This is a genomic window from Micromonospora sp. MA102 (assembly GCF_025460765.1).
Lineage (GTDB): Bacteria > Actinomycetota > Actinomycetes > Mycobacteriales > Micromonosporaceae > Micromonospora > Micromonospora halotolerans.
Map to the genome: position 1 here is coordinate 666,328 of NZ_JAMWEG010000001.1, position 21,846 is coordinate 688,173.

At 74.1% G+C, this 21,846-nt stretch carries 18 protein-coding genes and 1 riboswitch; of the genes, 9 read left to right on the forward strand and 9 right to left on the reverse strand.

What is annotated here, in order from left to right; translation table 11 throughout:
* Positions 1-35 precede the first annotated feature (35 nt).
* Positions 36-1,445 (forward strand): CoA transferase, encoded by a 1,410-nt coding sequence (locus NFX44_RS03215; RefSeq protein WP_262281954.1) that lies wholly within the window; start codon positions 36-38, stop codon positions 1,443-1,445.
* 80 nt (positions 1,446-1,525) lie between these two features.
* On the opposite strand, the gene NFX44_RS03220 is transcribed toward NFX44_RS03215, so the two are convergent.
* From NFX44_RS03220 to NFX44_RS03235, 4 genes are all read right to left on the reverse strand, one after another.
* Positions 1,526-2,119, reverse strand: a complete 594-nt coding sequence (locus NFX44_RS03220) for a TlpA disulfide reductase family protein (protein WP_262281955.1) — start codon at positions 2,117-2,119, stop codon at positions 1,526-1,528.
* On the reverse strand, positions 2,116-2,547 hold the full coding sequence (locus NFX44_RS03225; protein WP_262281956.1) for a hypothetical protein: 432 nt from the start codon (positions 2,545-2,547) through the stop codon (positions 2,116-2,118). Before NFX44_RS03225 ends, NFX44_RS03220 begins: the two co-directional genes overlap by 4 nt.
* A 71-nt stretch (positions 2,548-2,618) precedes the next feature.
* The gene (locus NFX44_RS03230; RefSeq protein WP_262281957.1) at positions 2,619-4,676 is read right to left on the reverse strand and encodes a M6 family metalloprotease domain-containing protein; all 2,058 of its coding nucleotides are present in this window, start codon (positions 4,674-4,676) and stop codon (positions 2,619-2,621) included.
* 161 nt (positions 4,677-4,837) lie between these two features.
* Positions 4,838-5,740 (reverse strand): dihydrodipicolinate synthase family protein, encoded by a 903-nt coding sequence (locus NFX44_RS03235; RefSeq protein WP_262281958.1) that lies wholly within the window; start codon positions 5,738-5,740, stop codon positions 4,838-4,840.
* 229 nt (positions 5,741-5,969) lie between these two features.
* Between NFX44_RS03235 and NFX44_RS03240 the strand changes: the two genes are divergently transcribed.
* Positions 5,970-7,202 (forward strand): CdaR family transcriptional regulator, encoded by a 1,233-nt coding sequence (locus NFX44_RS03240; RefSeq protein ID WP_262281959.1) that lies wholly within the window; start codon positions 5,970-5,972, stop codon positions 7,200-7,202.
* A gap of 42 nt (positions 7,203-7,244) precedes the next feature.
* Here the strand turns inward: NFX44_RS03240 and NFX44_RS03245 are convergent, their stop codons facing one another.
* Positions 7,245-9,161, reverse strand: coding sequence for a Xaa-Pro dipeptidyl-peptidase (locus tag NFX44_RS03245; RefSeq protein ID WP_262281960.1), 1,917 nt, complete (start codon positions 9,159-9,161; stop codon positions 7,245-7,247).
* Between the two features lie 616 nt (positions 9,162-9,777).
* On the opposite strand from NFX44_RS03245, the gene NFX44_RS03250 reads away from it, so the two are divergent.
* Positions 9,778-11,835, forward strand: coding sequence for a M4 family metallopeptidase (locus tag NFX44_RS03250; protein WP_262281961.1), 2,058 nt, complete (start codon positions 9,778-9,780; stop codon positions 11,833-11,835).
* 90 nt (positions 11,836-11,925) lie between these two features.
* Here the strand turns inward: NFX44_RS03250 and NFX44_RS03255 are convergent, their stop codons facing one another.
* On the reverse strand, positions 11,926-12,387 hold the full coding sequence (locus tag NFX44_RS03255; protein WP_262281962.1) for a YbaB/EbfC family nucleoid-associated protein: 462 nt from the start codon (positions 12,385-12,387) through the stop codon (positions 11,926-11,928).
* A 133-nt stretch (positions 12,388-12,520) separates the two neighbouring features.
* The gene (locus tag NFX44_RS03260; protein WP_262281963.1) at positions 12,521-13,210 is read right to left on the reverse strand and encodes a LysM peptidoglycan-binding domain-containing protein; all 690 of its coding nucleotides are present in this window, start codon (positions 13,208-13,210) and stop codon (positions 12,521-12,523) included.
* A riboswitch (cyclic di-AMP (ydaO/yuaA leader) is annotated at positions 13,210-13,382 on the reverse strand. (Overlaps the previous gene by 1 nt.)
* 339 nt (positions 13,383-13,721) lie before the next feature.
* Between NFX44_RS03260 and NFX44_RS03265 the strand changes: the two genes are divergently transcribed.
* The 3 genes from NFX44_RS03265 to NFX44_RS03275 all read left to right on the forward strand — a co-directional run bounded on the left by NFX44_RS03265 (position 13,722) and on the right by NFX44_RS03275 (position 16,565).
* The gene (locus NFX44_RS03265; RefSeq protein ID WP_262281964.1) at positions 13,722-15,290 is read left to right on the forward strand and encodes an LLM class flavin-dependent oxidoreductase; all 1,569 of its coding nucleotides are present in this window, start codon (positions 13,722-13,724) and stop codon (positions 15,288-15,290) included.
* Positions 15,291-15,364: 74 nt separating this feature from the next.
* Positions 15,365-15,835 (forward strand): helix-turn-helix domain-containing protein, encoded by a 471-nt coding sequence (locus tag NFX44_RS03270; RefSeq protein ID WP_262281965.1) that lies wholly within the window; start codon positions 15,365-15,367, stop codon positions 15,833-15,835.
* 31 nt (positions 15,836-15,866) lie between these two features.
* Entirely contained in the window at positions 15,867-16,565 is a 699-nt protein-coding gene (locus NFX44_RS03275) for an SDR family oxidoreductase (RefSeq protein WP_262281966.1), read from the forward strand.
* A 60-nt stretch (positions 16,566-16,625) separates the two neighbouring features.
* On the opposite strand, the gene htpG is transcribed toward NFX44_RS03275, so the two are convergent.
* Positions 16,626-18,518, reverse strand: a complete 1,893-nt coding sequence (gene htpG / locus NFX44_RS03280) for a molecular chaperone HtpG (protein ID WP_262281967.1) — start codon at positions 18,516-18,518, stop codon at positions 16,626-16,628.
* Between the two features lie 135 nt (positions 18,519-18,653).
* Between htpG and NFX44_RS03285 the strand changes: the two genes are divergently transcribed.
* The 3 genes from NFX44_RS03285 to NFX44_RS03295 are packed head-to-tail and all read left to right on the forward strand — an operon-like array spanning position 18,654 to position 20,856.
* A complete protein-coding gene (locus NFX44_RS03285; protein ID WP_262281968.1) occupies positions 18,654-19,382 on the forward strand; it encodes a FadR/GntR family transcriptional regulator in 729 nt (242 codons plus the stop codon).
* Positions 19,379-20,206: a sterol desaturase family protein gene (locus NFX44_RS03290; protein WP_262281969.1), complete on the forward strand. Its 828-nt coding sequence runs from the start codon at positions 19,379-19,381 to the stop codon at positions 20,204-20,206. The genes NFX44_RS03285 and NFX44_RS03290 overlap by 4 nt, the downstream gene beginning before the upstream one ends.
* On the forward strand, positions 20,203-20,856 hold the full coding sequence (locus NFX44_RS03295) for a lysoplasmalogenase (RefSeq protein WP_262281970.1): 654 nt from the start codon (positions 20,203-20,205) through the stop codon (positions 20,854-20,856). Before NFX44_RS03290 ends, NFX44_RS03295 begins: the two co-directional genes overlap by 4 nt.
* Before the next feature lie 18 nt (positions 20,857-20,874).
* Here NFX44_RS03295 and NFX44_RS03300 read toward each other — a convergent pair whose 3' ends face one another.
* Positions 20,875-21,735, reverse strand: a complete 861-nt coding sequence (locus NFX44_RS03300) for an NAD(P)-dependent oxidoreductase (RefSeq protein WP_262281971.1) — start codon at positions 21,733-21,735, stop codon at positions 20,875-20,877.
* Between the last annotated feature and the right edge of the window lie 111 nt (positions 21,736-21,846).

Consider the following 21,846-nt stretch of genomic DNA (forward strand, 5'->3'; position numbering starts at 1 on the left):
CGTCGGGCCGCCGCCGGCGGTGCGATGATCGACCGGTGGTGAACCCGACGACGACGGCGGCGATCCGGTCGGCCTGGGCGGCGCTGGGCGGGGACCCGGCCGCCGTGGCGGCGGTGCGGCCGGCCGGCCCGGACGGGGTGCTGCCGGCCCGGCTGCCGGTGACCGACCTGGCCGTCGCGTGCGTCGCCGCGGCCGGGCTGGCCGCGCTGGAGCTGGCCCGCGCCCGGGGGGCCTCGTCCGCCGACCCGCTGGCCGTGGACAGCCGCGCCGTGGCGGTCTCCTTCACCAGCGAGCGGCACCTGCGGGTGGACGGGCGGTCGTTCGACGGCTTCGCCCCGCTGTCCCGGTACTGGCCCACCGCCGACGGCTGGGTGCGTACCCACGCGAACTACCCGCACCACCGGCGGCGGCTGCTGGCCGCGCTCGACCTGAACCCGGAGCGCCCCGACGACGAGGCCCTGGCGGCGGCGGTGGGCGACCGGCTCGGCGCCCGGCCGGCCGTCGAGGTCGAGGAGCGCGTCACCGCGGCCGGCGGGCTCGCCGTCGCCGCCCGCACACCGGCGGAGTGGGACGCCCACCCGCAGGCCGCGGCCGTCGCGGCGGAGCCCCTGGTCCGGCTGCGCGCCGACGCTCCGGCGGCGGCCCGACCGGCGCCACCCGCGCCGCCCGGGCTCCCGGCCGCCGGGGTACGCGTGCTCGACCTGACCCGGGTGATCGCCGGCCCGGTGGCCACCCGGTTCCTCGCCCTGCTCGGCGCCGACGTGCTGCGCGTCGACTCCCCCGGCCTGCCGGAGCTGGAGCCCCAGCACCTGGACACCGACGCCGGCAAGCGCTCCACCCTGCTCGACCTGGGCCGGGACGCCGACCAGGCCCGCTTCGCGGGGCTGCTGGCCGACGCCGACGTGGTGGTCACCGGCTACCGGCCGGGGGCACTGGAGCGGTGGGGCCTCTCGCCGGAGGCGCTGCGCCGGCACCGCCCCGACCTGGTGGTGGCGCGGCTGTCCGCGTGGGGCGGCACGGGTCCGTGGGCCGGGCGGCGCGGCTTCGACAGCCTCGTGCAGGCCGCCGCCGGCATCGCCGTGCTCGAGCGGCGGCCGGACGGCGCACCGGGTGTGCTGCCCGCCCAGGCGCTCGACCACGGCACCGGCTACCTGCTCGCCGCGGCGGTGCTCCGGGCGCTGGCGCGGCGCGCCCACGAGGGGGGCGCCTGGACCGCCGACCTGTCGCTGGCGGGTACCGCCCGGTGGCTGCGACACGACCTGCCGGCCGGGCCGGTCACCGCCGCCGCCCCGCCGGACCCCGACCCCTGGTGCGCCGAGCGGGACGCCCCCGCGGGCCGCCTCCGGTACGCGCTGCCGCCGGTCACGCTGCCCGGCGGCCGGCCGGACTGGGCGAGCCCGCCGACGCGGTGGGGCGCCGACGCGGCGGCCTGGCTGGCCCGCTGAGCGGAGGAGGAACCGATGGCGCAGGAACCGCCCGAGCTGGTGGTGCCCCACGCGGACGGCGGGCGGGACTGACCCGCCGGTCAGCGCGCCAGCACGAGCCTCCGCAGCTCGGTGTCGAGGGTGGCCGCGTCCACCCCGCCCGGCCAGCCGCGCAGCAGCGCGCCGCCCTTGGCGACGACCACCACGGCCGGAGGTTCGCGGACCGCGTACGACCGCCAGATCGTGCCGTCGGCGTCGAGCACGACCGGGTACCCGACCCGGTGCTCCCGCAGGTAGCGCTGGACGTCCTCGGGCTTGTCCTCGGCGGCCACCCCGACGAGGACGACCTCGTCGGAGTGGCGGCGGGCCAGCTCGCTCAGGGCGGCCTGCCGGTCGGCGCAGAGCGTGCACCAGGAGGCGAAGAAGACCAGCACGACCGGACGGTCGGCCCACAGCTCGGCGAGGGCGACCGGGCTGCCGTCGGTGAGCGCGCCGGTGACGGCCGGCGCGCCGGGCGCCCCGGACGGCGCCGGCCGCAGCGCCAGGTCCGCCGGCGCCGGGCCGGGCAGCGCCGCGGCCCCACCGGCCACCGGCGCGGGCGGGGCGTGCGCCTCGTCACCGCCGGAGCAGCCGGTCGCCGCGAGCGCCGCCGCCAGCGCGACGGCGGCCAGCCGGACGGCGTACCCCCGGGTCACGACGGCACCACCGCGACCAGCGCCGGTCCCTCGCTGTCGTTCGGGGTGAGGTCGACCGGCGGGTGGCCGTCCACGACCAGCCGGTAGGCGTCCCGCGCGGCCAGGTCGACCGGCACGGCGAACTCGCAGTACGTCGGCACGCGCGTCACCTCCAGGTCCTCGGCGAAGGTCGCCACCGACCGGCCCGGGGACAGCGACCCCTCGGCGAGCGTCCGGCCGCCGATGTCGACCACCTGGAACGGGGCCCGGTTGTGGAAGTGCGTGTAGGGGCCGGTGCCGGCGCACTCGACGCCCGCCGGCCGGATGTTGATGTCCCGGACGAGCACCCGCACGGTCATCGCCTTCCGGGCCTCCTCGGCGTCACCGCACGCGGCCAGCGCGCCGGTGAGCAGCGACGGCAGCACGAGCGCTGCCAGCAGGCGCCGCATCTGTCCTCCTGGGCGTTCGGGGGTGGTGCCCGGGGCGGTGCGGCACGCGGGCCGCACCGCCCCGGACGGGGTCAGCCGAGCTGCGCGCGGGGCCGCTCGACCCGGCACTGGCTGGTCACCGTCCTGCTCGGGTCGCTCTCCGAGGTGGCGGTGAGCGTCACCAGGGTGGTCGCGGCCGCGCCGGAGCCGGCGCCGACCGAGACGGCCACCGGGGTGCTGGCCCCGAACTCGGCCGTGGCCAGCTCGTTCGGCAGCTCCACCCGCCAGCCCTGGCCCGCGACCGTCGCCGAGAGCCGGTAGACGTCGGAGCGCAGGTACGCCCCGGCGTCCTCCGGGTGCGGCTGCCCGCCGGCCACGTACGTCCCGGTGTTGGTCAGGTCGAACGTGCAGGTGGCGCCCTTGCCGGTGGGCTTGCCGTGGGTCACCAGGTGGCCCTTGGACAGCGCCACCCCGTGCACGCTCGGCCCGGCGCCGTCCAGCGACCGCACGGCCACCGTGTACGACAGCACCCCGTCGTCGTCCCGGCGCAGGTTGAGCACGTAGAAGTGCAGCCGGTTGGCCTCGTCCACGTACTCGTACTCGCTGCCCGAGTTGGCCCCGGCGTGGAACAGCGCGTCGGACAGCTGCCGGTAGTCACCCATGGTGATCTTCTGCGGGGTGCCGTTCGGCTGGTAGAAGTCGACCATGTCGATGTCCTGCGGGTTGGCGTCGACCACCCACACGAACGGCGCGCTGTCGGTGTTCTTGGTCTTGCTGATCAGCACGCCGTTGTCCGGGGTGAACGAGTCCGCGCCCAGCCGGTCGACGACCTCGACGGTGTAGTTGTTGTACCGGCCGCCGTCGCAGAGCGGGTCGGTGGTGACGCTGCACGCCGGCGCGCGGTCGGCGTTCATCGCGATGTTGAGACCGGTCAGCCCGCCCGGGCCGGCGTCCACGGCGCGGGCGGTCACGTCGGCGACCACCATCCCCGACGTGGCCAGGCCCTCCCGGGACAGCCGCAGCACGTGCTCCTCACCGAGCAGCCCGATCTTCAGCTTGTCCCTCAGCATGTGCAGCGACCCCATCGAGCCGCCGTTGACCGGCGGGATCTGCCAGCGGGTGTGCGGCCCGCCCGGCCCGTTGAACGACCCGCGCGACATCATGCTCCAGATGCCGGTGTACGCGCGGCGCAACGGTGTGCCGTACGGGTTGTTGTAGTTGTCGCCGATGCTCAGCAGGTGGCTCAGCTCGTGGGCGTACACGCCCTGGCCGGAGCTCTCCGCCTGGGTGGACGAGCCGCCGCCGGCGTTCGGCCAGATGGTGGCGGCCGCCTTCCAGGACGTCCACTCGACGTACCGGGTCTTCGCGTAGTTGGGCAGGGCGGGGTCCGGCGGGCCCCACGCGTCCGGCACGTCCTCCTTGGTCTGGAACATCATCTGGCCGAACTCCTGCCAGGTGGACGACTCGTCCTGGCCGGCCGAGAGGATGAAGACCAGCTCGAAGCTGTCGGCCACGGCGTCGCCGACCGCCGCGCGCCAGGCGCCCAGCCCGTCGGTGCGGATGTTCTTGGCGCAGGTCTCCCCGGCCGGGCAGGCCCCGGGGTTGAAGCCGTTGTCGATGCCGTACTGGTAGGACTTCGCCGGCATCTCGTACGGGCCGAAGCCGCTGAGGTCCACCCCGTACCGGCCGTTGGAGTCCTGCATCCAGTACTCGTGCAGGGTGTGCCCCCGGTTCAGGTCGCCCGGCTTGTTGAGGAAGTCGGTGTAGAACGACGCGACCTGGTTGCGGGGCACGTTCGCGGCGGTCGCCTGCGGGTTGCCGAAGACCGTCGAGCCGGCCGGCTGGGTGATGACGAACGGCTGGTCCACGTAGTCCAGCGTGACCAGCGCGATCTTGAAGTTGCGGACCGACCCGCGCACCGTCGGGTCGGACCAGTCGCGGCCCGGCACCTGCCGGTAGTCGTCCCAGGTCATCGTGTCCGGGTTCTGCCAGCGCTGGGGGTCGAGCGGCTGGAACGGGGCGGGCCCGCCCGGCGGGCCGTCCGGTGCGGCGGCGGCCGGGCCGGCGGAGCCGGTCGCGACCAGGACGGTCGTGACGGCGGCGGCCAGCACCGAGCGCCACGCCGCACGCCTGGTGAGCAGAAGGCGCATGGAGTCACCTCTCAGGTCCGGGCGGAGGGGGCGGGGTGCTCAGGGGGCGCTCACCCGTCCGCATTGATCACGCCCGATCTGACCCTAGGAGCCGGCCGGCGCGGCGGTCACCGTGCAGATGTCGGCAGGTGGCCCGGCGACTTCCGACACGTGCAGGACGGTCACGCCGCGGGCACCGGACCGGCGGCGGCCCGCTCGGCCCGCCGCAGGTCGCGGCACAGCCGCTCCTCCAGCTCGGGCGGCAGCGCGCCGCGCGGCGGCCGGCACGGGCCGCCGTACCGGCCGGCCAGGCCCATGGCCAGCTTCACCGCCTGCACCGCCTCGGTCCGGGCGCCCCAGCCGAGCAGGGGGTGCAACCGGGCGTAGAGCGGCAGCGCGGCGGCCAGGTCCCGGGCCGCGCAGAGCCGGTGCAGGCGCAGGCAGAGCCGGGGCAGGGCGTTGGGGCAGCGGGCGAGCCACCCGGTGGCGCCGCACACGGTCAGCTCCAGCAGCACGTCGTCGGCGCCGGCCAGCACGTCCAGGTGCGGGCAGAGGTCCCGGATCCGGTGCAGCCGGCGGACGTCGTCCTCCCGTACCGCCACCACGCCGTCGGTCTCGGCGACCCGGGCCAGCAGGTCCGGCGTGAGGTCCAGGGTGGTCTCGGCCGGATCGCGGCACACCACCACCGGCAGCCCGACGGCGGCCACCTCGCGGTAGTGGGCGACCACCTCGGCGGGGCCGCCCGGGTAGCCGACCGGCGGCGGGGCGAGCACCGCCTGCGCCCCGGCGGCCCGCGCCTGCTCGGCCCAGTGGCGCGCCTGCCGGCTGCCGTACCCCCCGACGGCCGGCAGCACCGCGCAGCCGGGCGGCGCGGCCTCCACGGCGGCGCGGACCGCGTCGGCGCGCTCCCCCTCGGACAGTGCCGGGTACTCCCCCAGCGGGCCGCACGGGGTCACGCCCCGGCAGCCGGCGTCGCCGAGCCAGCGCACGTGCTCCTGGAGCCGGTCGTAGTCGACGGAGAGGTCGTTCCGGAACGGCGTGGGGAGGGCGACGACGACACCCTGCCAGGGCCTGGTTGCGGCCACGACGGTGTTCCCTTCTCGGCGGGACCCGGCCCCGCACACGTTAGGGGCGTGTCGGCCGGCGGTCTTCCGACAGATGCCGGAACCCCGCCGCCCCGGGAGGTACGGCTGTCGCGGGGTATTGCGCGCCCGCCAACATCATCGGAAGGTAGGCCGAGGGTCCTACCAGCACACGTCCGGCCCGCGCCGTGCGGGGACCCCGCCGGGACCCGGGCCGGTCCGGGGGAAGCGCATGCGCATGGAGCTGCAACGCATCGTCGATCGGGTCGCGGCGCGGGTGAAGCGTCCGGCCCTCATCGAGGACCGGCGCCAGCGCGTCGTCGTCTACAGCGAACACACCGGGGTGATCGACGGGGTGCGCCGCAGTTCGATCCTGCGCCGGCACACCACGCCCGAGGTGATCGCCTGGGCCCGGGAGATCGGCATCATGGAGGCCCGGCAGCCCGTGCGTACCCCGGCCCGCCCCGACCTGGACCTGCTCCCCCGGGTCTGCGTGCCGATCCGGCACCAGGACCTGCTGCTGGGCTTCGTCTGGTTCATCGACGCGGCCGACGGGATGAGCGACGAGGACATCTCGGTGGTGACCGAGGCGATGCCCGACCTGTCGCTCGCCCTCTACCGGGAGAACCTGCTCGGCGAGCTGACCTCGCAGCGGGAGGCGGAGGCGACAAGGACGCTGCTGGTCGAGTCCCCGGAGGCCCGCCGGGAGGCCGTCCGGTCGCTGCTGACCGACGGCGTGGTGGCCCGCGACGGCCAGGTCACGGCGCTTGTCGCCCAGCTCGCGGTGGCCCGGGACGAGGTGCTCGACGACGCGGCCCGGGTCGCCCTGGAGCACGCGCTGGTCGCCACCCGGCAGTGGGTGGGTTCCCGCGAGACCCTGCACCTGGTCCGGCACGACCACGGGGTGCTGCTGCTGTGCGGCGGCCGGGCCACCGGCCGGGTGGCGGCGGAGGACGCGGCCGCGCACCTCGACCAGGCCCTGCGGGCGGCGACCCGGGGGCTGGCGTCGGTGAGCCGTACGGTGCTCGGGGTCGGCGACGGCCGGCCCCGGCTGTACGACAGCCTGCTGTCCTACGAGGAGGCGTTCCAGGCGGCCCGGGTCGGCCTGCAACTGCCCGTCCTCGGCCCGGTGGTGCCCTGGGCCGACCTGGGCATCTACCGGCTGCTGTCCGGGGTGGACGCCGGGCACCTGGACGTCGCGCGGGTGCACCCGGGGCTGGGCCGGCTGCTCGGCGACGAGGCGCACCAGGTGCTGCTGGAGACCCTGGAGGCGTACCTGGACCTGGCCGGCAACGCCCACGCCACCGCCGAGCGGCTGCGCCTGCACCGGACGACGCTGTACTACCGGCTGCAACGGGTGGAGCTGCTCGCCGGGACCGACCTGAAGGACGGCAACGAGCGGCTCTGCCTGCACCTGGCGCTGAAGCTGGGCCGGCTCACGGGCCGGTACCAGCCGGCCCGGTAGCCGGGGCGGGGCGACGTCGTCGGCGCCCCGCCCCGGACTCTCCTACAGACCGGCGGCCGCCGCGGCGGCCCGGCCGCCGACCACCGGCAGGGTGATCCGGCTGCGATCGAAGTGGACGGTGATGTGGGCCCGGTTCTGCCTGGCCCGGCTGCTGTAGCCGGAGTACGAGCCGAGCAGGACCACGCCGATCTGGTGACCGGCGGCGAAGACGTAGTCCTCGGGGAGCAGGTTCAGGTCGACCGCGGTCTTCCGCCCGGGCACCAGCGGCGTCGACACCGACCGGGAGTCGAGGTTGAGGCCGTCGATGATCCCCTTGGTGACCAGTTCCTGCGGGTTGGTCGCGACGGTCTTCTCCGTCTTCCGGTAGCAGGCGTCCTCGGTGAAGCCGCCCCAGGTCGCCGTCGCGCCCCAGCAGTCCTCCTCGGTCAGCGTCCGGATGCCGTCGCCGCTGGTGCTGAACCGGGGGCGGGTGCCGTAGTCGACGAGGAGTCCGGCGAAGCTGGTGTCCTCCCCGTCGACGGTGGCGTTGATCTTCACGACCGGGGTGCCCGAGAGGTGCAGCGGCGCCGCCAGCGGCCCGGAGAGGAACACCAGGCGGTTGTCGGTGTTGGCCGCCGGGTCCGACGGGTGCCGGACGGCGTTGGCGGCCGTCATGGTCGGGGTGTCCTGGAAGGTCGCCGACGCGTTGCCGGGGCCGGAGCGGAGGGCGAGCCCACCGACGTTCCCGTCCGCCGGCGCGCGGAGGAACACCTGGGTCGGCCGGGCGTCCGGCAGCGGCCAGGCACGCGCGGTCTCCCAGACGTCCGGGGAACGCTCGATGTCGACGGTTGGCTCTCGCATGATCCCGTTGTCGAGGCCCTGGAGCCAGTTGTCGAACCAGCGGTGCAGGGTGTCCACCCAGGCGCTCCGCCGGAAGTCGAACGGGTCGACGTGGCCGGTGCCGGTCAGCCACAGCTTGCGGGGCACGCCCTGCTCGCCCAGCGCGGCCCACCACTTGCTGAAGTGGTCCGGCCGGACGTTGTCGTCGTTGATGCCGTGCACCACGAAGACGCTGGCCCGGACCCGGTCGGCGTGCGGCACGTAGTCCCGCTCCGCCCAGAAGTCGTTGTAGTCACCGGTGACGTCGTCGCCGCCCTCCCCGAGGGCGGTCCGCACCGGCGCGCAGTAGGCCCGGCGGGCCGGGTTGGTGACCGTGTTCGCGAGGCTGCCCGAGTAGTTGTTCGCCCGGGTGACGAGGCCGTTGCTCCGGGAGTAGTCGTACCAGCTGGAGATGGCCGAGATGGGCACGATCGTGGTCAGCCCGGGTACGCCGCTGGCCGCGGCGGCGTTGGCCAGCGTGCCGTCGTACGACTTGCCGATCATGCCGGTCCGGCCGTTGTGCCAGTCCGCCACGACCGTCCGGCCGGCGGCGTCGACGCCCGCCCTGCGCCCGTTGAGCCAGTCGATGGCGGTGGGCGCGCTGATGTTGTCGGCCCGGCCGCCGGTCACCGGGCAGCCGGTCGAGTTGTTCGTGCCGATCATGTCGAGCAGGACCACCGCGTAGCCGCGCGGCACGAAGTAGTTGTCGTAGAACAGCGGCCACGTGTCGTTCAGCCCGTCGCCGTCGACGTCGGCCTTGCACTCGCTCTCGTTGCCCCGGCAGACCGTCGAGTAGTACGGGCTGGCGTCCATCACCACCGGCACCTTGAGGCCGTTCTCGCTGGCCCGAGGCCGGATGATGTCCATGGCCACGACGTCGCGGGCGCCGTCGCCGTCGGTGTCCACGTCCGAGGTGACGAAGATCCGTTCCCGGACGGCATCGGCGTAGCCGAACACCGGTTGGGTGACGCCGTCCTCGACCACGAGCCGGGGGCGCTCGTTCGCGCCCGGCCGGGCCAGCGCGCCGGTCGCCGGCAGGCCGGTGACCGCGATCGCCAGGGCCACCACCGAGGCCCGCCAGGCATGTCTTCCGCTTCGCATCCGCGTGCTCCTCCTCCCCGCGCCGTCCGCCGAGCGGGCGGCGCGCACAGGGGACACGCCGCCGCGACGGTCGCCCCGAACCTACGGATCGACGCACGTCCACGTCTTCGGACACCTGTGGCAGATGGTCGTCGCCCGCTCCTACGCCTGTCGCACGACGGCCCGACCGGGAGGCGACCGAACGGGTGATCATCCGCGAGCCGTCCGGCACCGGGATGCCGGCCGGACGGGGCGGGACGATCGGCGGCTCGACCGAGGGGTAATGCGCGCCACCTGCACGGAGCGGCAATCGGCGCAGATCCGACCGGCCGCCGTCCGTCGAGGACAACATTCGGCCTGATCAGAGCATATTGAAGATCATGGGTTCCTGAATTCCCGGCGACGGCGCGGCGACCGCCCGGCGTCGGTTGCCCGGGTCACCCATTGATCCCGGCCCGGGCCCGTGTGATTGTGCCCCCAGCGAGTCGCCGACCCCCGGCGACTCACGACGGTCGATCTGTCGAACCGGGGCCACGCCGGCAGCCTCGGAGAACGGCCGTCACCCCGCCTCACCACACCGCGCCGCCCGTCCCCACCGGGCTCCGTGCGGCGCGCCTAGGAACAGGAGCGAACCCCCTTGAAGCTCTCACCTCGCCTCGTCGCGCTCTCCGGCGCGGCGGCGGCCGGTCTGCTCGCCGCCGGCACCGCCGCGGCCGTGCAGGCCGCGCCGCCCGGCCCCGCCGCACCCGACGCCGCCCAGGCCCGCGCGATCGCCGCCGACTCGGCGCGAGCGCTGGTCGCCGACCGGCCCGCCTACCTCCACGCCAGCTCGGACGACGCGTTCGTGCAGAAGGCGGTCATCTCCTCCGAGGGCACCCAGTACGTGCCCTACGAGCGCACCTACAAGGGCCTGCCGGTGGTCGGCGGTGACTTCGTGCTGGCCACCGACACGGCCGGCAACCTGAAGTACGCCTCCGTCGCCCAGCAGCAGGCCATCGGCAGTCTCGCCACCACGCCGAAGCTGACCTCGGCCGCCGCGACGAAGACCGCCCGCGCCCAGCTCAAGACGGTCACCACCGTCGAGGGCACCAACCTGGTCGTCTACACCCTCGGCGCCCGGCCGGCGCTGGCCTGGGAGACCACGGTGCGGGGCACCGGCGCCGAGGGCCCGAGCCGGCTCACGGTCGACGTCGACGCCGTCACCGGCGCGGTGCTGCGCACGCAGGAGCACGTCGTGCACGGCACCGGCACCGGGGCGTGGAACGGGCCCAACCCGCTGACCTTGAACACCACGCAGTCGGGCGGCACGTACTCCATGAAGGACCCGACCGTCACCAACCTGAGCTGCCAGGACGCCGCGAACAACACGACGTTCAGCGGCTCCGACGACGTCTGGGGCAACGGCACCGCCACCAACAGGGAGACCGGCTGCGTCGACGCGCTGTTCGCCGCGCAGACCGAGCACAAGATGCTCGCGCAGTGGCTGGGCCGCAACGGCGCCGACGGCAACGGCGGCTACTGGCCGATCCGGGTGGGCCTGAACGACCAGAACGCCTACTACGACGGCAGCCAGGTCCAGATCGGCAAGAACACCTCGGGCCAGTGGATCGGCTCGCTCGACGTGGTGGCCCACGAGATCGGCCACGGCATCGACGACCACACGCCGGGCGGCATCTCCGGCGGCGGCACGCAGGAGTTCGTCGCCGACACCTTCGGCGCGGCCACCGAGTGGTTCGCCAACGAGCCGTCCAGCTACGACGCTCCCGACTTCCTGGTCGGCGAGAAGGTCAACCTGGTGGGCAGCGGCCCGATCCGCAACATGTACAACCCGTCGGCGCTCGGCGACCCGAACTGCTACTCCAGCAGCATCCCGGGCACCGAGGTGCACGCCGCGGCCGGCCCCGGCAACCACTGGTTCTACCTGCTGGCCAACGGCAGCAGCCCGACCAACGGCCAGCCGGCCAGCTCCACCTGCAACGGCAGCAGCGTCACCGGCCTGGGCATCCAGAAGGCCATGAAGATCATGTACAACGCGATGCTGCTGAAGACCTCGTCCTCGTCGTACCTGAAGTACCGGGTCTGGACGCTGCAGGCCGCGAAGAACCTCTACCCGACCAGCTGCACCGAGTTCAACGCGGTCAAGGCCGCCTGGACCGCGATCAGCGTGCCGGCGCAGACCGGTGAGGCCACGTGCACGGGCAGCACCCCGACGCCGACCGCCACGACCACCCCGCCGTCGGGCAGCTGCACCGGCCAGAAGCTGGCCAACCCCGGCTTCGAGTCGGGCAACGTGAGCTGGAGCGCCAGCTCCGGCGTCATCACGAACGACACCGCCCAGGCCGCGCACGGCGGCTCGTACAAGGCCTGGCTCGACGGCTACGGCTCGACGCACACCGACACCCTCACCCAGTCGGTGTCGATCCCCGCCGGCTGCCGGGCGACGTTGAGCTTCTGGCTGCACATCGACAGCGCGGAGTCGACCACGACCACCGCCTACGACAAGCTGACCGTGAAGGCGGGCAGCACCACGCTGGCCACCTACTCCAACCTCAACAAGGCCACCGGCTACGTGCAGCGGTCCTTCGACGTCTCGTCGCTGGCCGGCACCACCGCCACCATCTCGTTCAGCGGCGTGGAGGACAGCTCCCTGCAGACCTCCTTCGTCGTCGACGACACCTCGCTCACCCTGAGCTGAGCACACCGGAGCGGCCGGCCGTCGTCCTCCCGACGGCCGGCCGCTTCGTCGTCTCCGCCGCGGGACGGGGCCGGTCGATCGCGGCCGCGGTCAGGCCGGGTGGGTCGCGCGCGGGCCGGCGGCGCCGTCGCGGCGGATCCGGGCCGCGACGCCCTCCATCGCGCGGCTGAACCGCTCCATGTCCCGCGCGGACTGCTCCGGCAGGCCGCCGAGCCGCGCGGCGAGGGCGTCCACGTCCGCCCGGGCCGAGGCGCTGACCCGCGCGTCCAGCTCGGTGAGCGCGGCGTTCACGGCCACCACGAGGTGCCCGCACAGGGTCTCCAGGGGCTCCCCGGCCAGCTCCGGGTCGACGGTGAGGGACTCCAGCCGGCCACCCTGGACCGCGACGGCGCGGACCCGGCCGCCGGCCGCACCGCCCTCGGCGCGGAGCAGCTGGGCCGGCGCGCCGTCGGAGTGCTCGACGGCCCGGGACCGCATGGCGGACAGCGCCTGTTGCGTCCTGGTCAGCAGCTCGTCGAGGCTCGCGGCCGCGGAGAACGAGTCGTTGGTCATATCCGCGCTTTCTTCACGTCTTTCCGAGCACCGTGACGATAGCAACCGGCCCCGACGTGGAACGCCCGGCCGGGGACCCCGGCCGGGCGTTCGTGGTGCGGTGGACCGGCCCGCGGGCCGGATCCGGTGGGGCTCAGCGCAGGCGCAGTCGCTGGCCCGGGAAGATCAGACCCGGGTCGTTGCCGACCACGCCCCTGTTGCGCTCGTAGAGGGCGCGCCAACCGCCGGCGACGTCCTTCGCGTCGGCGATTCCGGAGAGGGTGTCCCCGGGCCGGACCAGGTAGCCGCCGGCGCCACCGGCGCTCGGCGTGGTGCGCCGCCCGCCGTGGGCGGCCGGCCGGTCGCCCCGCGACGACCGCTCCGAGGTGGCCTTCTTCGTCGTGGCCTTCTTCGTCGTGGCCTTCCTCGTCGCGGCCTTCTTCGAGCCCGAGTCGCTGGCCGAGTACCTCTTGGTCGAGCCGCCCTTCTTGCCGCACACCGGCCAGGCGCCGATGCCCTGTCCGTCGAGGACCTTCTCGGCGATGGCGATCTGCTCGCCGCGGCTGGCCAGGTCGGCCCGGCTGGCGTACTTCTGGCCGCCGTAGCCGTTCCAGGTGCTCCGGGTGAACTGGAGCCCGCCGTAGTAGCCGTTGCCGGTGTTGATGTGCCAGTTGCCGCCGGACTCGCACTGGGCGACGGCGTCCCAGTTGACGCCGGCGGCGCTGGCCGGGGCGGCGGGGCCGAGGAAGGCGGCGGCGCCGGTGGCGGCGCCGACGACGAGAGCCCCGACGGCGGTGCGGCGCCGCGCGACCCGTCGATGACGGGCGACGTGTTCAGTTGCCATGTGGGTTTCCTCCACGCCGACGAGGTGAGCTGTCGGGTTCGGGCCGAGGAGCCCGGCCGCCGCAGGCGGCTTCACCCCGAGGTGTCGTGCACCGAGGAACGTATGGGTCCCCCGCTCCCGCCTGAGGTCCAGGTACCACCGGGCCGGCGGCGGGATTAGGCGTTGCCGGCCCGTGGTGTCCGCGATCGCGAACGGACTCGACGTTAGGAACGGTTTGTGCCGATCGCCCACTTCTTGTGAAGTTCTTCACCCGGCCGAGCGACCGCCCCGTCTCTCGGCTTGCGGAACCGTCGAATCTGTCGTAGCGGCCCGGCCGTGGGCGAGTTTTCCCAGCTCACAGCGACTTTTCCGCGTTCCGGCCGAAGAGGACGGCCGAGCGGCTCCGGGTCCACCGTGGCGAGTGGCCGCGGTGCGCGTCGCGATCCCGGAGCCGGTGGGTTCCCCCGCCGCCGGGCAACGCGGAGGGCTACCGTGGGCAGGTTCGCGCAAGATCGGCACGAGGCGGCGAGGCATGAGCGACCACGGACACGAGCTGGCCTTCGGCGGCTTCCTCACCCCGAGCGCCGGGCGGCCGGAGCAGGTGGTGGCCCGGGCCAAGCTGTGCGAGCAGGCCGGCCTGGACCTGGTGACCTTCCAGGACCACCCGTACCAGCCCGGGTTCCTGGACACCTGGACGCTCATGTCCTTCGTGGCCGCGGCCACCAGTCGCATCACCCTCGCGGGCAACGTGCTCAACCTTCCACTGCGCCAACCCGTGGTGCTGGCCCGCAGCGTGGCCAGCCTGGACCTGCTCACCGGCGGCCGGGTGGAGCTGGGGCTCGGCGCGGGCGCCTTCTGGGAGGCGATCGAGGCGGTCGGCGGCCGGCGACTCTCGCCGGGCGCGGCCGTGGACGCCCTCGACGAGGCGATCCGGGTGATCCGCGAGGTCTGGGACACCGAACGGCGCGGCATGGTCCGGGTCGAGGGCGAGCACTACCGGGTGGTCGGTGCGAAGCGCGGGCCGGCTCCGGCCCACCCCGTGCGGATCTGGGTCGGCGCGTACAAGCCGCGGATGCTGCGGCTCGTCGGTCGCCTGGCGGACGGCTGGCTGCCGTCGCTGGCGTACCTGGCGAAGGGGCCGGCGGAGCTGCCGGCGTTGAACGCGGTGATCGACGAGGCCGCCGCGGAGGCCGGGCGGGAGCCGGGCGCGGTGCGCCGGCTGCTCAACGTCACCGGCACCTTCGCCCGGTCCTCCGGCGGCTTCCTGGACGGCCCGCCGGAGCAGTGGGTCGAGGAACTGGCCGGGCTCGCCCTGGACCACGGCGTCGCCACGTTCATCCTCGGCAGCGACGAGCCGCGCGCCGTGCAGCTCTTCGCCCAGGAGGTGGCGCCCGCGGTCCGCGAGCTGGTCGCCGCCGAACGCACCACGCCGGGCAGCCGCGCCCACGCGGTCGAGGAGCAGCAGGCCGCCGTCGCGGCCGGCGGGTCGACCGCGCTCGCGGTCACCCCCACCCCCGACCCGGGGGTACGCCTGAGCGCGCGCCGGCTGTGGGACGAGTCCACCCGGCCGGCCGCGCCGCCCGCACCGGCCGGGCACGTCTACACGCCGCACGGGCAGGCCGCCGGGCAGCACCTGGTGGACGTGCACGACCACCTGCGCCAGGAGCTCGCGCAGGTGCGTGACCTGCTGGAACAGGTCAAGCGCGGCGCGGTGGCCCCGGGCGCCGCCCGCGCCGTGCTCAACGAGATGACCATGCGGCAGAACAACTGGACGCTGGGCGCCTACTGCGCGGCGTACTGCACCGTGGTGACCCAGCACCACGGCCTGGAGGACAACTCGATCTTTCCGCACCTGCGTCGCGCCGACGCGGGGCTGGCGGCGGTGCTGGACCGCCTCGAGGAGGAGCACGTGGTGATCCACGGGGTGGTGGAGAGCGTGGACCGGGCGCTCGTGGACCTGATCCGCGAGCCGGGCGACTTCACCCAGCTCCAGGCGGCCGTGGACCTGCTCACCGACACCCTGCTGTCCCACCTGTCGTACGAGGAGCGGGAGATCGTCGAGCCCCTCGCCCGGCACGGCTTCTACGCCGGCCAGCTCTGAGGGTGGTTATTCCCGGGTCCGGCGTGAGATAGCTGGCTTTGGTTTTCCTAAGTCAGCCGGGTAGCGTCGCCGCCATGACGGACTTCCTCGCGCGGCGTGACTCCTGGTCCACCGCCAACTGCTCGATCGCCGGCGCGCTCGACGTGGTCGGCAACCGCACCACGCTGCTCCTGCTGCGCGAGGCGTCGTTCGGCACCCGGCGCTTCGACGAGTTCGCCCGCCGGGTCGGCGTCAGCGAGCCGGTGGCCGCCGCCCGGCTGAAGCAGCTCGTCGCCGACGGGCTGCTCGACCGGCGGCCCTACCGGGAGCCCGGGCAGCGCACCCGCGACGAGTACGTGCTCACCGCCAAGGGGCGGGACCTGCTGCCCGTGCTCGCCGCCCTGCGCGAGTGGGGCGACACGTACGCCGTCGAGGAGCCGTCGGTCCGGCTGGCCCACCACGACTGCGGCGCGGCGGTGCACGTGGCGCTGCGCTGCGCGGCCGGGCACGACGTGCCGGCCGACCAGGTGGACCTGCTGCCCGGGCCCGGCCTGCTGCCGTCCTGACGACCCACCCTTCCCACCCTCAGGAGCACCCATGAAGATCGCTGGAAGCACCGCCCTGGTCACCGGGGCCAACCGGGGCTTCGGCCGGCACCTGGCCGCCGAGCTGCTGGCCCGCGGCGCCACCGTCTACGCCGGCGCGCGCAACCCGGACACCGTCGACCTGCCGGGCGCCACCCCGGTGCGGCTCGACATCACCGACCCGGCCTCGGTGGCCGCCGCCGCGGAGCTGGCCGGCGACGTCACCCTGCTGGTCAACAACGCCGGGGTGAGCACCGGGGCCGACCTGCTCGACGGCGACCTGGCGGAGATCCGCCTGGAGCTGGAGACCCACTACCTCGGCACGCTGTCCGTGGTGCGCGCCTTCGCCCCGAGGATCGCGGCCAACGGCGGCGGGACGGTCCTGAACATCCTCTCCGCCCTGTCCTGGATCACGTTCCCCGAGGTGGGCGCCTACGGCGCGGCCAAGGCCGCCGAGTGGTCGATGACCAACGCGCTCCGCGCGCAGCTCGCCGGCCGGGGCGTGCGCGTGGCCGGCCTGCACGTCGGCTACATGGACACCGACATGGCCGCGCGGGTGACCGCGCCGAAGTCCGACCCGGCCGAGATCGCCCGGCTCGCCGTCGACGGGATCGAGACCGACCGGTACGAGATCATCGCCGACGAGACCTCCCGCCAGGTCCTCGCCGGCCTCTCCGGCGGCGTGGCCGCCCTCTACCCGGCCCTGCCCTGACCCGCGCCGGGACCGGCCGCCGGCCGGGGCTCCCGGGCCCCGGCGGGCGGACGGCTCGGCCTACAGGTTCCGGGCGAGCCGGTCGGCCAGGATCCGGGTGAAGCGGGCCGGGTCGGCCAGCTCCCCGCCCTCGGCGAGCAGCGCCATGCCGTACAGCAGCTCGGCGGTCTCGGTCAGCGCGGTGCTGTCGCCGCCCTGCCCGTGCGCCTTGCGCAGCCCGGTGACGAGGGCGTGGGTCGGGTTGAGCTCCAGGATGCGCTTGACCCGGGGCACCTCCTGACCCATGGCCCGGTACATCTTCTCCAGCGTGGGCGTCATGTCGTGCGCGTCGCCCACCACGCAGGCCGGTGAGGTGGTGAGTCGGGTGGAGAGCCGGACCTCCTTGACGCTGTCGGCGAGCGCGCCGCTCATCCAGGTGAGCAGGTCGGCGTACTCCTGCCGCTCGGCCTCGGCCCGCTCCCTCTCCTCGTCGGTCTCCAGGTCGACCTGGCCCTTGGCGACCGAGCGCAGGGTCTTCCCGTCGTACGCGCCGACGCGCTCGACCCACACCTCGTCGACCGGGTCGGTGAGGATCAGCACCTCGTAGCCCTTGGCGCGGAACGCCTCCAGGTGCGGGGAGTTCTCGATGGTGGCCCGGTTCTCGCCGGTGGCGTAGTAGATCTCGGTCTGGCCGTCGCGCATCCGCTCGACGTAGTCGCGCAGCGTGGTCAGCTCGGCCGGGTCGTGGGTGCTGGCCGCGCGGACCAGGTCGAGCAGGGCCTCGGTGTTGTCCGGGTCCTCCAGCAGACCCTCCTTGACCACCGCGCCGAACTCGGCCCAGAAGGTCCGGTACGCCTCGGCCGGGAGGTCCTTGAGCGTGGCGAGGACCTTCTTCACCAGACGGCGGCGCACGGCGCGGATCTGCCGGTCCTGCTGCAGGATCTCCCGGGAGATGTTCAGCGACAGGTCGTGCGCGTCCACCACGCCCTTGACGAAGCGCAGGTAGTTGGGCATCAGCGCGTCGCAGTCGTCCATGATGAACACGCGCTTGACGTAGAGCTGCACGCCCCGGCGGCCCTGCGGGGAGAACAGGTCGAGCGGGGCGTGCGAGGGCAGGAACAGCAGCGCCTCGTACTCGAAGGTGCCCTCGCCGCGCATGTGGATGGTTTCGAGGGGGTCGGCCCAGTCGCGAGCGACGTGCCGGTAGAACTCCTTGTACTCGGCCTCGTCGACCTCGTCCCTCGCGCGCGCCCAGAGCGCCTTCATCGAGTTGAGCGTCTGCTCCTCGCGCGTGGTGGCGCCGTCCTCGCCGGGCTTCTCCACGGTCATCCGGATCGGCCAGGCGATGAAGTCCGAGTACCGCTTGACGATCTCGCGGATGGTCCACTCGGCCGTGTAGTCGTGCAGGTTGTCCTCGGCGTCGGCCGGCTTGAGGTGCAGCGTCACCGAGGTGCCCTGCGGGGCGTCGTCGACGCTCTCGACCGAGTAGGTGCCCGTGCCGGTGGACTCCCACCGGGTGCCGCCGGCCTGCCCGGCACGGCGGGTCAGCAGGGTCACCCGGTCGGCGACCATGAAGGTGGCGTAGAAGCCGACGCCGAACTGCCCGATCAGCTCCTGCGAGGCGGCGGCGTCCTTCGACTCGCGCAGCGTGCGCAGCAGCTCGGCGGTCCCGGACTTGGCGATGGTGCCGATGACCCCGACCACCTCGTCGCGGGACATGCCGATCCCGTTGTCCCGCACGGTCAGCGTGCGGGCCTCCCGGTCGACCTCGATCTCGATGTGCAGATCGGTGGTGTCGACCTGCAGGTCCTTGTCGACCAGCGACTCCAGGCGCACCTTGTCCAGCGCGTCGGAGGCGTTCGAGATCAGTTCGCGCAGGAAGACGTCCTTGTTGGAGTAGATCGAGTGCACCATCAGCTGGAGCAGCTGACGGGCCTCGGCCTGGAACTCCAACGTCTCGACCCGATCGCTCACACCGACTCCCTTCCAGTTCGCGGGCTTCCGGCGGAAAGGATACGAGGCGTGCGCGCGGGGGCACCGGAGGGTGGTCGAATCCGACCTGGTCCAACCAGTTGACGTGTTGATGTGTGCGGGACCACACTGCTGCCCATGGTCTTCGCTCCCGTGCCCCGCGCCTCGGTCTCCGACCACGTCTTCGGTCAGCTCCGCGACGCGATCGTCAGCGGCCGCTACCGGCCGGAGGAGACGCTGCCCGGGGAGCGGGAGCTGGCCGCCGCGTTCGCCGTGAACCGGCACGCCGTCCGCGAGGCGCTGCGCCGGCTCCAGCAACTCGGCCTGGTCCGGGTCAGCCAGGGCGGCGCCACCCGGGTGCTCGACTGGCGGGTGCACGCCGGCCTCGACCTGGCGCTCTCGCTGGCCCGCTCCGCCGACGTGCTCCCGGTCGAGAACCTGGTCCGCGACATGCTGGAGATGCGGGCCTGCGTCGGGATCGACGCGGCCCGGCTCTGCGCCGAGCGCGGCGACCCGGAGGTCACCGACGCGCTGGTCCGGGCCGCCGAGGAGTACGGCTCCCTCGCCCCCGACCTGGACCGGATGAACGAGGCCAACATCGCGATCTGGTGGCTGATCGTCCGGGGCAGCGGCAACACCGCCTACCTGCTGGCGTTCAACAGCCTGGTGGCCGGCACCTTCGCCGTGGGCGACGTCCCCCCGGACGCCCGGGCCGCCGAGCTGCTCGACGTCGCCGGCCACCGCCGGCTCGCCGCCGCGATCGCGGCCGGCCAGGGCGCCGCGGCCGCCCGGCACGCCCGGGCCCTGCTGACCGCCCCGGTCACCACCCCCACCACCCCCGCCACCCGAAGGGAAGCCCGAGCATGATTCCCGCCGTGCTCTACGCCGTCCCGGCGTTCCTGCTGCTCATCATCATCGAGGCGGTCTCGTACCGGTTCCTCGCCGACGACGAGGAACGCGGCTACGAGCTGCGCGACACCACCACCAGCCTCTCCATGGGCCTGGGCAGCCAGATCATCGGCTTCCCCTGGAAGCTGCTGACCGTCGGCGTCTACGCCGCGCTGTGGGTGGTCGCACCGGTGCACCTCTCCCCCGGCGACTGGTGGACCTGGGTGATCGTCTTCTTCGCCGACGACGTCGCCTACTACTGGTTCCACCGGCTGCACCACGAGGTCCGCGTGCTGTGGGCCAGCCACGTCGTGCACCACTCCAGCGTCTACTACAACCTCTCCACGGCACTGCGGCAGAGCTGGACGCCGATGACGTCGCTGCCGTTCTGGCTGCCCCTGGCGCTGCTCGGCATCCCGCCGTGGATGATCTTCCTACAGCAGTCGATCAGCCTGCTCTACCAGTTCTTCCTGCACACCGAGCGGGTGGGCGTGCTGCCGCGGCCGATCGAGCTCATCTTCAACACGCCCTCGCACCACCGGGTGCACCACGGCTCGAACACCGAGTACCTCGACCGCAACTACGGCGGCATCCTCATCGTCTGGGACCGGCTCTTCGGCTCCTTCGAGCCCGAGCGGGCCCCGGCCCGGTACGGGCTGACCAAGAACATCCAGACCTACAACCCGCTGCGGGTGGCCACCCACGAGTTCGCCGCGATCTGGTCCGACGTCCGCCACGCCACCTCGTGGCGCGCCCGGCTCGGCTACGTCTTCGGCCGGCCCGGCTGGCAGCCGGCCCGGTGAGGCGCCCCTGGCTGGCCCTGTTCGGGCTCGTCGCCCTGGTCGAGCTGGTCGGGGTCGCGCTCGACTCGACGCCGACGCAGTGGCTGGCCAAGCCGCTGCTGGCGCCGCTGCTGCTGGCGTACCTCTGGACGGCCCGCCGCCGGCTCGACGGCGTCGCGGTCGGGCTCGTGTTCGCGACCGCCGGGGACGTGGCCCTGCTCCTGTCCGGGCAGGCCGCGTTCCTGGCCGGCATGGGGTGCTTCCTCGTCACCCAGGTCGCGTTCCTCACGGCCTTCCTGCGCCGCCGCCGGCCGCCGGTGCCGGCGGTGGTCGGCTACCTGCTCGCCTGGGCCGGCGCGAACGCGCTGCTCTGGGGCGCGCTGGGTCCGCTGCGGCTGCCGGTGCTCGGCTACAGCCTGGCGCTGTCCCTGATGGCCGCCGCCGCCACCGGGGTGTCCCGGCGCGCGGCGGCCGGCGGGGCGCTCTTCCTCGTGTCCGACCTGCTGATCGGGGTGGGCGCGGCGGGCAGCGAGTTCCCCGGCCGGCACCTCGTCGTCATGACCACCTACGCGGCGGCGCTCCTTCTGATCACCACCGGCTGGGCCGCCGCCACGGAAACGCGACCGGCCCGCCCGCCGTCGCCCACCGAGGCCGCCCAACCCGTCCCCTGATCCCGGGACGGCGGTGGGTCAGCGGGCGAGGGCCCGCGTCACGACCGTGAGATCGTCATCGCCGAGGCCCTGCTCGACCGCGTGTCGCCACTCGCCGGCCAGGGCCTCGGCGGCCGGGAACCGGCCGGACGGCACCTCGCGCAACGCGAGGTCCACGTCCTTGAGGGCCAGGGCCAGGGAGTACTGCGTCGTGTAGTCGTCCCCGGCGATCCGGTCCAGCTTCTCGGCCGCCCACGGCGACACCAGCGGGCTGCCCCGCAGGGCCCCCTGCACAGTGGCGGGGTCCAGGCCCAGCGCGTCGCCGAGGGCGACCGCCGCGGCGAGCCCCTCGTTCACGAAGGCCAGCAGCAGGTTGTTGACCAGCTTCAGCCGCGACCCGGCGCCGACCGGCCCCACCCAGACGGTCCGCTGCCCGACCGCGTCGAAGACGGGCGCCACCCGGTCGCGCACCTGCTCCGGGCCGGAGGCGAGGACGACGAGACGGCCCTGTTCGGCCGGGCCCCGGCTCCCGGCGACGGGGGCGTCCACGAGGGTCACCTCCGGTCGCTCGGCGCCGACCAGCTCGGCCAGGCGCGCGGTCTCGGTCACCCCGATGGTGCTCATCTGCGCCCAGACCGCCCCGTCGGGCAGCGCGGCCAGCATGCCCTGGTCGACGGCGATCGCGCGCACCGCGTCCGCGTCGGTCACCATGGTCACCGCCACGTCGGCCCCGCGTACCGCCTCGGCCGGGTCCACGGCGACCTCGGCGCCCCGGTCGGCGAGCGCACGGGCCGCCTCCGGATGCCGGTTCCACACCACCGTCGTCAGGCCGGCCCGGACGAGGTTCGCCGCCATCGGCGCACCCATGCCGCCGAGCCCGAGCACCGCCACCCTCGTCATCCGCCGCTCCCCCGCTCGCCTACCCGGCAGCCTAGGCGCACGGACAGCGGGCGACATCCCGATCGCGGACACGCCCTCGTCGGTCCAACCGGGAAACGCCGCCGCCCCCGA

Bases quoted from the DNA above. Each gene is read 5' to 3' on its own strand.
- NFX44_RS03225 (WP_262281956.1), bottom strand. From the start codon at position 2,547: ATGCGGCGCCTGCTGGCAGCGCTCGTGCTGCCGTCGCTGCTCACCGGC.
- NFX44_RS03230 (WP_262281957.1), bottom strand. From the start codon at position 4,676: ATGCGCCTTCTGCTCACCAGGCGTGCGGCGTGGCGCTCGGTGCTGGCC.
- NFX44_RS03240 (WP_262281959.1), top strand. From the start codon at position 5,970: ATGCGCATGGAGCTGCAACGCATCGTCGATCGGGTCGCGGCGCGGGTG.
- NFX44_RS03245 (WP_262281960.1), bottom strand. From the start codon at position 9,161: ATGCGAAGCGGAAGACATGCCTGGCGGGCCTCGGTGGTGGCCCTGGCG.
- NFX44_RS03255 (WP_262281962.1), bottom strand. From the start codon at position 12,387: ATGACCAACGACTCGTTCTCCGCGGCCGCGAGCCTCGACGAGCTGCTG.
- NFX44_RS03260 (WP_262281963.1), bottom strand. From the start codon at position 13,210: ATGGCAACTGAACACGTCGCCCGTCATCGACGGGTCGCGCGGCGCCGC.
- NFX44_RS03265 (WP_262281964.1), top strand. From the start codon at position 13,722: ATGAGCGACCACGGACACGAGCTGGCCTTCGGCGGCTTCCTCACCCCG.
- NFX44_RS03270 (WP_262281965.1), top strand. From the start codon at position 15,365: ATGACGGACTTCCTCGCGCGGCGTGACTCCTGGTCCACCGCCAACTGC.
- NFX44_RS03275 (WP_262281966.1), top strand. From the start codon at position 15,867: ATGAAGATCGCTGGAAGCACCGCCCTGGTCACCGGGGCCAACCGGGGC.
- NFX44_RS03285 (WP_262281968.1), top strand. From the start codon at position 18,654: ATGGTCTTCGCTCCCGTGCCCCGCGCCTCGGTCTCCGACCACGTCTTC.
- NFX44_RS03290 (WP_262281969.1), top strand. From the start codon at position 19,379: ATGATTCCCGCCGTGCTCTACGCCGTCCCGGCGTTCCTGCTGCTCATC.
- NFX44_RS03300 (WP_262281971.1), bottom strand. From the start codon at position 21,735: ATGACGAGGGTGGCGGTGCTCGGGCTCGGCGGCATGGGTGCGCCGATG.